Raw genomic sequence first — 13,611 nt, 5'->3', positions numbered from 1 at the left:
GAGCTAGGCTGCCGCACCGTCGATCCCGACGGCCTCCAGCGCCGCCGCGAACGCCGCCGCGTCGAACATCGCCCCGTCCTTCGACCCCACCGGCTTCCCGTCGACCAGCACCATCGGCGTCCCCTGCGCCCCCGTCGCCTCGAACGCCTCCTCCGCCTCGCCGACCCACTCCCGGTACGTCTGCTCCGCGACCGCCCGGTCGAACGCCTCCCCGCGCAGCCCCGGCACCTCGGCCGCGATCGCCAGCAGGTGCCCGTCCGTGAACCCCGCCTTCGGCAGGCTCGCGAACACCGCCGCCTGGTACTCCGCGAACTTCCCCGCCTCCACCGACGCCCGCAGCGCGTTCACGGCCCGCACCGAACCACCGGCCCCGCCCCGGTCCAGGAACGACGCCAGCAGGTACTCGACCTTCACCTTCCCCTCGGCGGCCAGCCGCAACAGCACCTCACCGCCCGCCCCCTCGAACCTCGCGCAGTACCCGCACCGCGGATCCACCAGCACCTGCGCCGTACGCGGCGCCGCCGGATCCCCGACGACGACCTTCGCCCCGTCGACCGCGGCCGGCAGCTCCGCCAGGCGGCCGGCGATCGGGCTCGTCCGCACCACCGCGCCCCCCGCACCGGACCCCTCCCCGGCGCCGCAGCCGGCCGCCGCCCCGACGAGCAGGGCCGCCGCCACGACCGCTCCCACGACACGCCCCGCACGCCCTGCCCTCCGTATCTCCACCACGCAACAAACCTCTCTGAACCGGCACAAAACACCCATCCGGCACCCTACGGACCCCGCCGCCCCCGCCACATCAGCCAAAAGGCCGCCTCTCGCACCCCGAAACCCGGCATCCGGTACCTGGACACCCCTCCGGAACGCCCTGTACCAACTCCCCATGACGATCAACGGCGGCATCTCCTTCTGGTACGCGACAGATCAGACCGCCACCCACCAGCCACCCCGCGCCCCCCTCACCGGCCACGCCACGGCCGACGTCGTCATCGTCGGCGGCGGCTACACCGGCCTGTGGACCGCGTACTACCTCAAGACCGCCGCCCCCGACCTGCGCGTCACCGTCCTGGAGCAGAAGTTCTGCGGCTACGGGGCCTCCGGCCGCAACGGCGGCTGGCTCTACAACGGGATCGCCGGCCGCGACCGGTACGCCGAACTCCACGGCCACCAAGCGGCGCTCCGCCTCCAGCAGGCCATGAACGAGACCGTCACCGAGGTCATCGACGTGGCCGCCAAGGAAGCCATCGACGCCGACATCCACCGCGGCGGCGTCCTCGAAGTCGCCCGCACCCCCGCCCAGCTGAGCCGCCTGAAGGCCTTCCACACCGCCGAACTCGCCTTCGGCGAGACCGACCGCGAGCTCTACGACGCCACCGACACCCGCGCCCGCATCGACATCGCCGACGCGGTCGGATCCAGCTGGACCCCGCACGGCGCCCGCATCCACCCGCTCAAACTGGTCAAGGGCCTGGCGGCCGCCTGCGAACGCCTCGGCGTGGTCATCCACGAGTCCACGCCCGTCACGGAAATCGCCCCCCGCCGGGCGATCACCCCGTACGGCACCGTCCGCGCCCCGTACGTCCTGCGCTGCACGGAGGGCTTCACCGCCGCCCTCAAGGGCCAGAAGCGCTCGTGGCTCCCGATGAACTCCTCGATGATCGCGACGGCCCCGCTGCCGCCCGAGGTGTGGTCCCGCATCGGCTGGTCCGACGCCTGCACCCTCGGCGACATGGCCCACGCCTACATGTACGCCCAGCGCACCGCGGACGACCGCATCGCGATCGGCGGCCGGGGCGTCCCGTACCGCTTCGGCTCCCGCACGGACACGGACGGCACCACGCAGCAATCGACCATCACGTCCCTGACCGCCCTCCTCACCTCCTTCTTCCCGATCCTCACGGGAGTGGAGATCACCCACGCCTGGTCGGGCGTCCTCGGCGTCCCCCGCGACTGGTGCGCCACGGTCACCCTGGACCGCACGACGGGCCTCGGCTGGGCCGGCGGCTACGTCGGCTCGGGCGTGGCCACCTCGAACCTCGCGGCCCGCACCCTGCGCGACCTGGTCCTGGGGGGCTCCACGGAGCTCACCACCCTCCCCTGGGTCGACCACCGCGTCCGCCGCTGGGAACCGGAACCCTTCCGCTGGCTGGGAGTCCAGGCCCTCTACGCGGCCTACCGCGAGGCGGACCGCCGCGAAGCGGCCACCCACACCCCGACGACAACCCCCCTGGCCCGCCTGGCCAACCGCATCTCGGGCCGCCACTGACCCGAACCGCCCGAAGGCCCCGCCCACCCGGCCGGGGCCTTCGGCGGGCCCGTCGTCACCGGCCGGTGCCCGCGGTGAGCAGCCCCAGCACCTGCCGGGCCGTCCAGTTGCCCGCGGCGCCCGGGCAGGAGGCCAGGTAGTCGGCGATGTCCCGCTCCTCCCAGGGGCCCGATTCCAGGAGTCCGCCGGCCAGGTACCGCAGGTACGCCGCGGACGGCATGAGCACGTCCACGTCCTGGAGCGTCCACGGCGCCGTGAAGGTCAGCACGGGGATGCCCTCGATCGTGCCCGGGCAGATCAGGGTCTCGTACCGTCCCGGCCCGACCTCGTGGCGGCCCTCCCGGAGCACCGTCGTCAGGTCGAGGTCGCCCCCCGGCTCCTCGTACATCTCCTGTGCCGCGATGTCGGACATCTGACCAACGGTCACCAGGTGCGCGCGTCCACGCGCACGGCCCGGGGCGGTCGGATCGTAGAACCCGCGACCTCCCGTCCACACGGGTGACTCGGTCGCGAAGTAGAGGCGGCCGGCCAACTCCACCGCCACGGACCGCTCCGGCGCCCGCCGATCCCGGCAGCCGGGATACGTCCGCGCGGCGCCGGGGGGCGTTCCTCCCGCGATGTAGGCGGCAAGGCGGTCCATGTGCATGTTGGACCCGTACGAGGCGTACCAGACCCGCTCGGGAATGGAGGGCGCTCCGTCGAGCGGCGCCGCGGTGTGCACGGTCATGCGCGTTTCCTCGGGGATGTGGTGAGGGCCGCCATCGGTCCGCCCTCACGGAATGCCGTATGACGCGCCGGTCCCCCGCGTCGTCGTCACCATGACACGGAGCGGCTTTCGGTCTTGTCGTATCCGTGCGGGTGTGCACGGCCGGCTCGTGCTCTCCGCACCCGGCGCCGCCACAAGATCCGCTGAAACACGAAATCCCAGCTCAGCGAAGACCTGAGCTGGGATTTCATTGGAGCCCCCTGTCGGATTCGAACCGACGACCTACGCATTACAAGTGCGTTGCTCTGGCCGGACTGAGCTAAGGAGGCGTAACCGCCCTCACTTTACACAGCGGCCCATCCCCCGGGCCATCACGTTGTCCCGCCCCCGGGGTACCCGATCCGGCCGACCACCGCGGCCGCACGGGCGGGGGTGAGGTTGGGGTTGAGGGCCTTCAGGACGGTGGGCGTCAGGGGGCGGAGGTTCCAGACGTGGTCTATCGCCGCGGGGTCGAGGGTCGTTTCGTAATAGTCCTCGGCGAAGGCGCGGTAGGCCTCCGGGGTACCCGCCGCCAGGACGGCGAAGAGGTGCCCCGCGCCGTCGTCCGCGCCCGCGGGGACCTCCACCGGCCCCGCCCGCCAAGCGGTGTCGGAGGTCTCGCGCCAGAAGACCGCCGTCGCCTGGAGCACGCCCTCCTCGACGCAGAAGGCGGGCTCCGTCACCCACGGCCGGAAGACCTCCGGCACGGTGTCCACCAGGCCGGGCCACAGTGCGGTCTCCTCGTCGCCCCACGGGCTCATCGGGGACTCGTGGTCGAAGCCGCGCGCGAAGACACCGTCCGGGGTGAAGGCGATGGCGTACTCGTCGCCCGAGCCGTTGTCCATGAGCGCGACCTCCTCGCCGGGGCCCCAGGCCGGCACGTACGAGAAGTAGCCGCCCTGCGCGTTGCCGCCGATCAGCAACTCCAGTGCCGCCATGGCCCGGCAGCGGGCGCGGAGGGTGGGGATGTCGGGCAGGACGCGGATCAGGTCGTGGACGCTCATGGGGTGCAGCCAAGCAGACGGGTGCGACAGAGGCGGAAGTCACGGGGGCCGGGGTGCTGACAGGACGGGGAGCCGCGGGGTAGCGTCGGGCGGAGTCCTCCTTACTGGACTAGACCTTCCACTCGGATCGTCCGGCACGTTCCTGCCGGTAGAAGGGATTCATCACCATGGCTTCTGTCACCTTCGACAAGGCGACCCGGCTGTACCCCGGCGGCGACAAGCCCGCCGTCGACGAGCTGGAGCTGCACATCGAGGACGGCGAGTTCCTCGTCCTCGTCGGGCCCTCCGGCTGCGGCAAGTCCACCTCGCTGCGCATGCTGGCCGGCCTGGAGGACGTCAACGGCGGCGCCATCCGCATCGGCGACCGCGACGTCACCCACCTGCCGCCCAAGGACCGGGACATCGCGATGGTGTTCCAGAACTACGCGCTCTACCCGCACATGACCGTGGCCGACAACATGGGCTTCGCGCTCAAGATCGCCGGCGAGGACAAGGCGACCATCCGCAGGAAGGTCGAGGACGCGGCGAAGATGCTCGACCTCACCCAGTACCTCGACCGCAAGCCGAAGGCGCTCTCCGGCGGCCAGCGCCAGCGCGTCGCGATGGGCCGCGCCATCGTCCGCAAGCCGCAGGTGTTCCTCATGGACGAGCCGCTGTCGAACCTCGACGCCAAGCTCCGCGTGTCCACCCGCACCCAGATCGCCGCGCTCCAGCGCGACCTCGGCATCACCACCGTCTACGTCACCCACGACCAGGTCGAGGCCATGACGATGGGCGACCGCGTCGCGGTCCTCAAGGACGGTCTGCTCCAGCAGGTCGACACCCCGCGCAACATGTACGACCGCCCGGCCAACCTCTTCGTCGCCGGCTTCATCGGCTCCCCGGCCATGAACCTGGTCGAGGTCCCGATCGCCGACGGCGGCGTGAAGTTCGGCGACAGCGTCGTCCCGGTGTCGCGCGAGGCGCTGTCCGCCGCCGCGGACGCGGGCGACCGCACCGTCACGGTCGGCGTGCGCCCCGAGCACTTCGACATCGGCACCGAGGGCGGCCTGACGATCACCGTCAACGTCGTCGAGGAGCTCGGCGCCGACGGCTACGTCTACGGCCGCACCACGGAGGCCGAGGGCGCGCAGGACATCGTCGTGCGCGTGGGCGGCCGCCAGGTTCCGGAGAAGGGCTCGACGCTGCACGTGGTGCCGCGGGCCGGCGAGATCCACGTCTTCTCGACCTCCTCGGGCGAGCGGCTCTCCGGCTGACCCGTGAGCGTGCGAGGACGGGGGCGCTCCTTTCGGGGGGCGTCCCCGTCCGCCATCCGGGGCAGACCGGGCCATTCAGCCCCTCCCGTCAACCCTTAATTCGAAAAGCCACGTCGAACCATCCCCCGACCGGGTGACTAAATGTCGCCAAATCTTCACCGAGCGCTACTCTCGCCCTCGTGACCCACACTGCCCGCCGTATCGGCCGTTCCCTCGCCCTGGTCCTGCCCGTCGTCCTGGTCCTGTCCGGGACCCTCGCGGTCACCATGGTCCCCTGGGCGGACAACACGCCTTCCCAGATCCTGACCGCGTCCGCCGAGGACGTCTCCGTCCCCGCGAAGCCGCGCGCCGCGCAGGACGTGCTGCGCGACAAGCTGCTGGGCGAGCTCCAGCAGGGCGAGGCGCCGGGTGACGTCCTGACGCACCTCCAGCAGGAGGTCGACCGGCGCCCGTCGCTGGCCGAGCACTGCGTGGGGATCGCGCGGGCGCTGGGCCGGGCCGCCGTCGACGTGTACGGCCCGACGAAGGCGCAGTCCTTCGCGCGCCCCGTCTGCGACACCGCGTACGCGACCGGCGTCGCCTCGATGGGCTGACGGCTGACGGGCGTCGCCGTTCTCCCCCGCGTCGGGGCCTCTACTGTGGCGGCCATGACCGACGTACCCCCCGTGTCCCGCTCCTCCGTTTCCGCGGCCGCGTACCCGGCCTCCCTCGCCCAGGCGCCTGTTCAGGCGGTCGTCCTGGCGGGCGGCCAGGGTTCGCGGCTGCGTCCGTATACGGACGACCGGCCGAAGCCGATGGTGGAGATCCCGGGGACGGGGGTGCCGATCATCGGGCACCAGCTGGCCTGGCTGGCGGCCGAGGGGGTGACGGACGCCGTGGTGTCGTGCGGGCACCTCGCGGAGGTGCTCCAGGAGTGGCTCGCGAAGGCGGACCTGCCGCTGCGGGTGACCACGGTGGTGGAGGAGGAGCCGCTGGGGCGCGGCGGCGGGCTGAAGTACGCGGCCCGCCACCTGCCGTACCCGAACCGGCCCTGGTACGCGACGAACGGGGACATCTGGACCCGGTTCTCGCTGCGCGAGATGGCGGAGTTCCATGCCGAGCGGGGCGCGACGGCGACGCTGGCGCTGGCCCGGCCGCGGATCCCGTGGGGGGCGGTGGAGACCAACGAGTTCGGGCAGGTGCTGGACTTCATCGAGTCCCCGCCCTCGCCCTATCTGATCAACGCGGGCGTGTACGTCTTCGGCCCGGAATTCGCGGCGCTGCTGCCGGACTTGGGCGACCACGAGCGTACGACGTTCCCGCGGCTGGCCCGGGAGCGGCGGCTGGCGGGCTTCCCGCTGCCGCAGGGGGCCTACTGGCGGGCCATCGACACGGCGAAGGACCTGACCGAGGCGGCAAGGGAGTTGGCCGCGCAGAGCGGCTCCTGAGGCCGTGCGGCGGTATCGGCGCCGCGGAACACGGAAAGGGGCCCGGCGCGCCGTGTGCGCGCCGGGCCCCTGTGTGTTGCCTCGTCAGCCGAGGAGGCCGCCGACCAGGCCGGGCTTCTTCGGGGCCGGGTCCCCGCCGCCGCTGCCGCCTCCGCTGCCGGAGCTGGAGGACGGCGGCTTCGGGGTGGACTGCTTGGGCGAGCTGCCCGAGTTCTGGCCGCTGCCGGAGCCGCGGGTCGCGGTCGGCGACTGCGAGCCGGTGCCGGCGGTCGCCTTGGCGGTGGAACCGGTGGAGCCGCGCCCGGACTTGGCGGCCGGCGCCGAGGCGCTGGCGCTGGGCTCGGCGGCCTTGGAGGGCTGCTGGGTGGCGGGCTGCTGCTGTTGCCGCGGCTGCTTGTCGGCGGGGGCCTGCGGCAGCGGGGAGCCGGGCAGGTAGTTGCTGGGGGCCTGGCCGGGCCCGGGGACGGTGACCACGGTGGTGGAGCGGACGGCGCCGCCGAGGAGGGAGCCGATCAGGAGGGTGAGTCCGCAGACGACGGTGGCCATGATGGTTCCGCGGCGCAGGACCCGCCGCCGCAGCCGCCAGATCTCCGAGCGCGGCCCGAGGGTGCGCCAGGCCTCGCCGGCGAGGCGGCCGTCGAGGGAGTAGACGGGGGCGCCGGCGATGATCAGCGGGCTCCAGGCGGCGAGGTAGATGATGTCGGGGGCGTCGTACGCGGGGACGGTCTTCCAGCTCACCGTCATCAGCAGTGCGGCCGACAGCAGGGCGCCGATGCAGGCGGCGAACCGCTGCCACAGGCCCAGGACGGTCAGCACGCCGACGACGACCTGGAGGAAGGCCACGCTGAGCCCGGCCCCGACGGGGTGGGCGAGGGCGAAGTCGCGCAGGGGTTCGGCGAGCGCCCACGGGTGGAGGGTGCGCAGCCACGTGACCATGGAGCCGCGTTCGCCGCCGTCGAAGTAGACGGGGTCGCACAGCTTGCCCATGCCGGCGTAGATGCAGATGAAGCCGAGGAAGACGCGCAGCGGGAGCAGCACGACGCCGAGGTTCATCCGGCGGCCGGGGTAGTACGAGGCCTGCCCGCGGGTGTCGGAGGGGGCGCGGCGGGAGTCGGCGGCGGGCCCGCCGCCGGGGCCGTCGTACGGTCCGGCGCCGCCGTACCGGGGGTCGTACGGGAGGTCGCGCACGGGCGCCAGCGGACGGGTCTCGTCCGGGTCTCCGTACGTGCGCTGGCCGATGACGGTCGGCGTGGCCAGCGTGTCCTCGGCGAGGTCGTGGGCGAGGTCGACACGGGGGATGGTCTGGGTGGCGCCGCCGTCGAACTCCTCGTGGCCGCGCCCGTGTTCGCGTACGGCCTGGAGAAGTCCGCCCATGGCGGCGGTGTCGCCGGGGGCGGACTTGCCGCTCCAGACGACGGGGGCCCGGCGGCGGCCCGCGCCAGCAGCGGCGGCGACCACGGCGCCGCCGAGGACGGGCACGCGGCCGGGGGCGTTCGCGGGCTTGGAACGCGCGCTCGGGCTCGGTGCGAGCCGCACGCGGAAGCTGGCGTGGTTGACGATGACCTGTGCGGGGTCGCACGGCACCTTGACCATGCTCAGCGCGGGCTGGTCGTCGAACCCTGACGTTCTGGTGTCCACACTCATCTAACCGAGTGATCAGTGTTTAGGACACTGCCTTGACAGCAGGGATGTGTCCGAGACCCGTCAAGATCAAGCCACCCCGCCCGAATCGGGCGGGGTGGCATGCTCACGGGTCACGTTCCATGAGCCAAGTGGATCAAGGCGGCGGGGCCGCCCGGGGGTCAGACGCGGCCGCGGGTGGCCCGGCGGCGGGCCGCCTCGTAGAGCACGACGCCCGCGGCGACACCGGCGTTGAGCGACTCGGCGCCGCCCGGCATCGGGATGCGCACGAGGTAGTCGCAGTTCTCGCCCACGAGGCGGCCGAGGCCCTTGCCCTCGGAGCCGACCACGATGACGACCGGGCCGCCGAGCGCCTCCAGGTCCTGCACCTCGTGCGTGCCCTCGGCGGCGAGGCCGACGATGGCGATGCCGGCCTTCTTGAAGTCCTGCAGGGCGCGGGTCAGGTTGGTGACGCGGGAGACCGGCGTGCGGGCCGCGGTGCCGGCCGAGCTCTTCCAGGCACCGGCGGTCATACCGGCGGCGCGGCGCTCGGGGATGACCACGCCGTGACCGCCGAAGGCGGAGACGGAGCGTACGATCGCGCCGAGGTTGCGGGGGTCGGTGACCCCGTCGAGGGCGACGATGAGCGGGTCGTCGCCCTCGTCGTAGGCGGCGGAGGTGAGGTCCTCCGGGTGCGCGTACTCGTACGGCGGGACCTGCAGGACCAGGCCCTGGTGGTTGAGCCCGTTGGTCATGCGGTCGAGCTCGGGGCGCGGGGCTTCCATCAGGTTGATGTTGCCGCGCTCGCCGGCGAGCTGGAGGGCCTCGCGGACGCGCTCGTCGTTGTCGATGAACTGCTGCACGTAGAGGGTGGTGGCGGGGACGCCGTCGCGCAGCGCCTCGAAGACCGGGTTGCGGCCGACGACCATCTCGCTGGTGCCCTTGGGGCCGCCGCGGCGCGGGGCGGGGCGGCGCTTGGCGGCCTGCCGGGCCATGGCATTGGCGATGCGGTTGGCCTTGTGCTTCTTGCGGTCCTCGGCCTTGGGCGTGGGGCCCTTGCCTTCGAGGCCCTTGCGCCGCTGGCCACCGCTGCCGACCGTGGCGCCCTTCTTGTTGGACGTGCGGCGGTTCCTGCGCTGGCTGTTCCCGGCCATGACCTCTACCTGTTTTCGTTGATGCTGCGATATGTACGTATGAAGAGTGTGCCGCCCGGAGCGCCGGGCGGCACAGTCGGACTGCTCCGGGTGCCGGGGGCTCAGCGCGGGCCGAGCGACCAGCGCGGTCCCGTGGGGCTGTCCTCGATGACCAGGCCCGACTGCTGGAGCTGGTCGCGGATGGCGTCTGCGGTCGCCCAGTCCTTGCGGGCCCGGGCGGACTCGCGCTGCTCCAGGACGAGGCGTACGAGGGTGTCGACGGCGCCGTGCAGGTCCTCGCCGCGGTCGGACTCCCCGGCCCAGTGCGGGTCGAGGGGGTCCAGGCCGAGGACGCCGAGCATGGCCCGCACCTCGGACAGCCGGGCGATGGCGGCGTCCTTGTCGTCGGCGGCGAGGGCGCTGTTGCCCTGGCGGACCGTGGTGTGGACGATGGCCAGCGCCTGCGGGACGCCCAGGTCGTCGTCCATCGCCTCGGCGAAGGCGGGCGGGACCTCGGCGGCCGGGTCGACCGCCTTGCCGGCCTTCTCGATGACGCGCTGGTAGAAGCCCTCGATGCGCGCGAACGCGGACTCGGCCTCGCGCAGCGACTCCTCGCTGTACTCGATCATCGAGCGGTAGTGCGGGGTGCCGAGGTAGTAGCGCAGGACGATGGGGCGCCAGGCCTTGACCATCTCGGAGACGAGCACCGAGTTGCCCAGCGACTTCGACATCTTCTCGCCGGACATGGTGACCCAGGCGTTGTGGACCCAGTACTGCGCGAACTCGTCGCCGAAGGCCTTGGCCTGGGCGATCTCGTTCTCGTGGTGCGGGAAGATCAGGTCGAGCCCGCCGCCGTGGATGTCGAAGGCGCTGCCGAGGTACTTGTGCGCCATCGCGGAGCATTCGAGGTGCCAGCCGGGACGGCCGCGGCCCCACGGGGTCTCCCAGTCGGGTTCGCCGGGCTTGGTGGCCTTCCACATGGCGAAGTCGCGGGGGTCGCGCTTGCCGGTGATGCCGCTCTCGTTGGGCTGGCGCAGATCGTCGATGTCCTGGTTGGACAGCTCCAGGTAGCCCGGGAACGAGCGCACGTCGAAGTAGACGCTGCCGTCGGCCTCGTAGGCGTGGCCGCGCTCGATGAGGGCGCGCATCATCTCGATCATCTCGGGCACGTGGCCGGTGGCGCGCGGCTCGTACGTGGGCGGGAGGCAGCCCAGCGCGTCGTAGCCGTCGTTGAAGGCCCGCTCGTTGTCGTAGCCGATGGACCACCAGGGGCGGCCCTGGAGCTCGGCCTTCGCGATGATCTTGTCGTCGATGTCGGTGACGTTGCGGATGAAGGTGACGTCGAGGCCGCGGTAGGTGAACCAGCGGCGCATGATGTCGAAGTTCAGGTACGAGCGCACGTGCCCGATGTGCGGGGCCGCCTGCACGGTGGCGCCACAGAGGTAGATCGAGACGCAGCCCGGAACGAGCGGGGTGAAGTCGCGGATCTGCCGGGCGCTGGTGTCGTACAGGCGAATAGTCACGGCATCCAGGGTAGTGGGCCCGTAGCAGTGCCCCGCGACCCTTTCGGGGCGCGGGGGTGCTTTGTTGCGGAAGAGGTGTGCTCCGGGTGCGGTCCGGCTAGGAATTCGTCCGGTACACCAGTGCGGTGGCGATGGCGGCGAGGCCTTCGGCGCGGCCGGTGAGGCCGAGGCCGTCGGTGGTGGTGCCGGAGACGGAGACGGGGGCCCCGGCGGCCGCCGCCAGCGCCTTCTGGGCCTCTTCGCGCCGCTTGCCGATCTTCGGGCGGACGCCGATCACCTGGATGGCGATGTTGCCGATCTCGAAGCCCTCGGCGCGGACGATGCGGGCGGCTTCCGCCAGGAGGGTGACGCCGGCGGCGCCGGACCACTCGGGGCGGGAGGTCCCGAAGTGCGCGCCGAGGTCGCCGACGCCGGCGGCGGAGAAGAGGGCGTCGCACGCGGCGTGGGCGGCGACGTCGCCGTCGGAGTGCCCGGCGAGGCCGTCCTCGCCCTCCCAGAGCAGTCCGGCGCACCACAGCTCGCGCCCGGCCTCGAAGGCGTGCACGTCGGTGCCGATCCCCACGAGCGGGATGACGGGCCCGGCGGCCGCCCCGGCGGGCGTCTCGGAACCTGCGGGGCTAGTAGGCATCGGTGGCCCTCCTGCGGGCGAGTACGGCCTCGGCGAGGACCAGGTCGAGCGGGCGGGTGACTTTGAAGGCCTCTTCGTGGCCGGGGACCACCATGACGGTGATGCCGAGCCGTTCCACCATTCCGGCGTCGTCGGTGGCGCCCTCGCCGTTGACGGCGATGGCCTCGTGCGCCCGTACGAGGGTCGCGAGGTCGAAGCCCTGCGGGGTCTGCACGGCGCGCAGCCGGGCCCGCTCGGGGGTGGCGACGACCGGCTCGGGCTCGCCGGGCCCGCCGGGCTCGACCTCCTTGACGGTGTCGGCCAGCGGCAGGGCCGGTACGACGGCGGGCGAACCCTCGCGCACGGCCTCGACGACGGAGTCGACGGTGTCCACGGGGACGAGCGGGCGGGCCGCGTCGTGGATGAGGACGGAGGTGACGTCCGCGGGGAGCGCGGCGAGGCCGGCGCGTACGGATTCCTGACGGGTCTCGCCGCCGGGGACGACCAGGATCTCGGTCCGCTCGGGCAGCGCGTGCTCGTCGACGAGTCGGCGCACCTCGGCGGCGCCGTCGGACGGGGCCACGACCACCACGAGGGACACGGCCCGGGAGCGGGCCATCGCGCGGACGGCGTGGATGAGCATGGGGGTGCCGCCGATGGCCCGCAGGGCCTTGGGGGCGCCGGGACCGAGGCGTACCCCGCGGCCGGCGGCCGGGATCACCGCGGCGGTGCGGTGGGGGCGCGATTCGTCAGACATCAGTAGCTCCGAGCCAGGTTTGTGACTTCGGCCGACATGGGTATGGCCTGAAGGGTGCCGGGTGCGACGCCCTCGCCCCTTCCGTGACGACCGGTCGAGCAGGCTGTCAGGACCCGGCACGCCGGTGGAAAAAGTGCAGCAAAGGTGTGGGTACAGACATGCCGCAGCGCCCGGCAACAGCCCTCTCGTGGAGGAGAGGGCTTGTCATCGGGCACCGCGGCACAACTGTGTGAAGGTTTTCTCGCGTCAGGACGCGAGAACCTCGTCGAGGAGGGCCTCGGCCTTGTCCTCGTTGGTGTTCTCCGCGAGCGCGAGCTCGCTCACCAGGATCTGGCGCGCCTTCGCGAGCATGCGCTTCTCGCCCGCGGAAAGCCCGCGCTCACGCTCACGACGCCACAGGTCACGCACCACTTCGGCGACCTTGATGACATCGCCAGAAGCGAGCTTCTCCAGATTTGCCTTGTAGCGCCGGGACCAGTTCGTCGGCTCTTCGGCATACGGTGCACGAAGCACCTCGAAGACCCGGTCCAGCCCGTCCTGGCCGACTACGTCGCGAACGCCGACGAACTCCGCATTGTCCGCAGGCACACGAACCGTCAGGTCGCCCTGGGCGACCTTGAGCACCAAGTAGGTCTTGTCCACGCCTTTGATCTGGCGAGTTTCGATGGCCTCGATCAGCGCGGCCCCGTGATGGGGATAGACCACGGTGTCGCCAACCTTGAACGTCATGTGACAGGTACCCCTTCCGTGGCTATCCAGGGTAACACGAGAACTGACTGTTATGAATGGCGTTTTCGCAGGTCAGGGCACATCTCGGGGCTTGACAACAGCGACACGAACGTGCTGCGAAGGGCTTCCGGAGGGGGGTATTCGCAGGTCGGAGGCGCTGTGCGGACCGGGCGAAACGGCCACGCTACACCCGGGCGCGGATCCCGTCAGTGTGATGTACGTCCCGTTTTGCCGGTTTCGAAGCCGGGAAACCGAACTACTCCGTTCGACTGGCGACCACCCGTACGGAGCGGTTCCGGCCCAATCCGGAATTGATCACCGAGGGCCGTTCGAAGGAATCCCGGAATTGATCACCGGAGGGCCGGCGGACGATATGCGGGCGGCACATGATCGGCGGATGAACGGCGCGGGAAGTGCCGGACGCAAGGACGGCGGAAGGACGGGGGAACGGCAGCCGGAAGAGCCGGGTGAACCGCGGGGGGAATGGAAGATCGCGGAGCCGGTGCAGGGCGGCCCGTGCGCTGCGGAGGGTCGGGTGCGGGGG

At 72.0% G+C, this 13,611-nt stretch carries 13 protein-coding genes and 1 tRNA gene; 4 read left to right on the top strand and 10 right to left on the bottom strand.

What is annotated here, in order from left to right; translation table 11 throughout:
- Positions 1-3: 3 nt before the first annotated feature.
- Positions 4-690: a DsbA family protein gene (locus ACFYZS_RS27875; protein ID WP_389018115.1), complete on the bottom strand. Its 687-nt coding sequence runs from the start codon at positions 688-690 to the stop codon at positions 4-6.
- 193 nt (positions 691-883) lie between these two features.
- Here ACFYZS_RS27875 and ACFYZS_RS27870 point away from each other — a divergent pair, with 193 nt between their 5' ends.
- Positions 884-2,266 carry an NAD(P)/FAD-dependent oxidoreductase gene (locus tag ACFYZS_RS27870; RefSeq protein WP_389018112.1) on the top strand — a complete coding sequence of 461 codons (1,383 nt, stop codon included), beginning with the start codon at positions 884-886 and terminating at the stop codon, positions 2,264-2,266.
- A 55-nt stretch (positions 2,267-2,321) separates the two neighbouring features.
- Here ACFYZS_RS27870 and ACFYZS_RS27865 read toward each other — a convergent pair whose 3' ends face one another.
- From ACFYZS_RS27865 to ACFYZS_RS27855, 3 genes are all read right to left on the bottom strand, one after another.
- Positions 2,322-2,993 carry a histone deacetylase gene (locus ACFYZS_RS27865; protein ID WP_389018109.1) on the bottom strand — a complete coding sequence of 224 codons (672 nt, stop codon included), beginning with the start codon at positions 2,991-2,993 and terminating at the stop codon, positions 2,322-2,324.
- A gap of 230 nt (positions 2,994-3,223) precedes the next feature.
- Positions 3,224-3,301: transfer RNA gene (locus ACFYZS_RS27860), tRNA-Thr, on the bottom strand.
- 42 nt (positions 3,302-3,343) lie between these two features.
- Positions 3,344-4,015, bottom strand: coding sequence for a hypothetical protein (locus ACFYZS_RS27855; RefSeq protein ID WP_389018106.1), 672 nt, complete (start codon positions 4,013-4,015; stop codon positions 3,344-3,346).
- A 167-nt stretch (positions 4,016-4,182) separates the two neighbouring features.
- Here ACFYZS_RS27855 and ACFYZS_RS27850 point away from each other — a divergent pair, with 167 nt between their 5' ends.
- From ACFYZS_RS27850 to ACFYZS_RS27840, 3 genes are all read left to right on the top strand, one after another.
- Entirely contained in the window at positions 4,183-5,271 is a 1,089-nt protein-coding gene (locus ACFYZS_RS27850) for an ABC transporter ATP-binding protein (protein WP_099891170.1), read from the top strand.
- 179 nt (positions 5,272-5,450) lie between these two features.
- Positions 5,451-5,864 (top strand): hypothetical protein, encoded by a 414-nt coding sequence (locus ACFYZS_RS27845; protein ID WP_030157024.1) that lies wholly within the window; start codon positions 5,451-5,453, stop codon positions 5,862-5,864.
- Between the two features lie 54 nt (positions 5,865-5,918).
- Positions 5,919-6,698, top strand: a complete 780-nt coding sequence (locus tag ACFYZS_RS27840; protein ID WP_389018102.1) for an NDP-sugar synthase — start codon at positions 5,919-5,921, stop codon at positions 6,696-6,698.
- An 84-nt stretch (positions 6,699-6,782) separates the two neighbouring features.
- On the opposite strand, the gene ACFYZS_RS27835 is transcribed toward ACFYZS_RS27840, so the two are convergent.
- From ACFYZS_RS27835 to ACFYZS_RS27810, 6 genes are all read right to left on the bottom strand, one after another.
- Positions 6,783-8,342: a DoxX family membrane protein gene (locus tag ACFYZS_RS27835; RefSeq protein WP_389018099.1), complete on the bottom strand. Its 1,560-nt coding sequence runs from the start codon at positions 8,340-8,342 to the stop codon at positions 6,783-6,785.
- A 158-nt stretch (positions 8,343-8,500) separates the two neighbouring features.
- Entirely contained in the window at positions 8,501-9,472 is a 972-nt protein-coding gene (rlmB, locus tag ACFYZS_RS27830) for a 23S rRNA (guanosine(2251)-2'-O)-methyltransferase RlmB (RefSeq protein WP_123513824.1), read from the bottom strand.
- Between the two features lie 101 nt (positions 9,473-9,573).
- Entirely contained in the window at positions 9,574-10,974 is a 1,401-nt protein-coding gene (gene cysS, locus ACFYZS_RS27825) for a cysteine--tRNA ligase (RefSeq protein ID WP_389018096.1), read from the bottom strand.
- A gap of 97 nt (positions 10,975-11,071) precedes the next feature.
- Positions 11,072-11,602, bottom strand: a complete 531-nt coding sequence (ispF, locus tag ACFYZS_RS27820) for a 2-C-methyl-D-erythritol 2,4-cyclodiphosphate synthase (RefSeq protein WP_389018093.1) — start codon at positions 11,600-11,602, stop codon at positions 11,072-11,074.
- The gene (ispD, locus tag ACFYZS_RS27815) at positions 11,592-12,338 is read right to left on the bottom strand and encodes a 2-C-methyl-D-erythritol 4-phosphate cytidylyltransferase (protein ID WP_389018090.1); all 747 of its coding nucleotides are present in this window, start codon (positions 12,336-12,338) and stop codon (positions 11,592-11,594) included. The genes ispF and ispD overlap by 11 nt, the downstream gene beginning before the upstream one ends.
- A 246-nt stretch (positions 12,339-12,584) precedes the next feature.
- Complete coding sequence (locus ACFYZS_RS27810) at positions 12,585-13,067, bottom strand: CarD family transcriptional regulator (protein ID WP_003953493.1); 483 nt, start codon at positions 13,065-13,067, stop codon at positions 12,585-12,587.
- Positions 13,068-13,611 lie beyond the last annotated feature (544 nt).

The organism is Streptomyces sp. NPDC001903, assembly GCF_042891345.1.
Taxonomy (GTDB): domain Bacteria; phylum Actinomycetota; class Actinomycetes; order Streptomycetales; family Streptomycetaceae; genus Streptomyces.
The sequence above is the reverse complement of the archived record's forward strand: the minus strand, read 5'-3'. Positions and strand labels throughout refer to the sequence as shown.

What these genes read in the sequence shown, in the direction of transcription:
- ACFYZS_RS27870 (WP_389018112.1), top strand. Translation starts at nt 884, where the DNA reads ATGACGATCAACGGCGGCATCTCCTTCTGGTACGCGACAGATCAGACC.
- ACFYZS_RS27865 (WP_389018109.1), bottom strand. Translation starts at nt 2,993, where the DNA reads ATGACCGTGCACACCGCGGCGCCGCTCGACGGAGCGCCCTCCATTCCC.
- ACFYZS_RS27855 (WP_389018106.1), bottom strand. Translation starts at nt 4,015, where the DNA reads ATGAGCGTCCACGACCTGATCCGCGTCCTGCCCGACATCCCCACCCTC.
- ACFYZS_RS27850 (WP_099891170.1), top strand. Translation starts at nt 4,183, where the DNA reads ATGGCTTCTGTCACCTTCGACAAGGCGACCCGGCTGTACCCCGGCGGC.
- ACFYZS_RS27840 (WP_389018102.1), top strand. Translation starts at nt 5,919, where the DNA reads ATGACCGACGTACCCCCCGTGTCCCGCTCCTCCGTTTCCGCGGCCGCG.
- ACFYZS_RS27835 (WP_389018099.1), bottom strand. Translation starts at nt 8,342, where the DNA reads ATGAGTGTGGACACCAGAACGTCAGGGTTCGACGACCAGCCCGCGCTG.
- rlmB (WP_123513824.1), bottom strand. Translation starts at nt 9,472, where the DNA reads ATGGCCGGGAACAGCCAGCGCAGGAACCGCCGCACGTCCAACAAGAAG.
- ispF (WP_389018093.1), bottom strand. Translation starts at nt 11,602, where the DNA reads ATGCCTACTAGCCCCGCAGGTTCCGAGACGCCCGCCGGGGCGGCCGCC.
- ispD (WP_389018090.1), bottom strand. Translation starts at nt 12,338, where the DNA reads ATGTCTGACGAATCGCGCCCCCACCGCACCGCCGCGGTGATCCCGGCC.
- ACFYZS_RS27810 (WP_003953493.1), bottom strand. Translation starts at nt 13,067, where the DNA reads ATGACGTTCAAGGTTGGCGACACCGTGGTCTATCCCCATCACGGGGCC.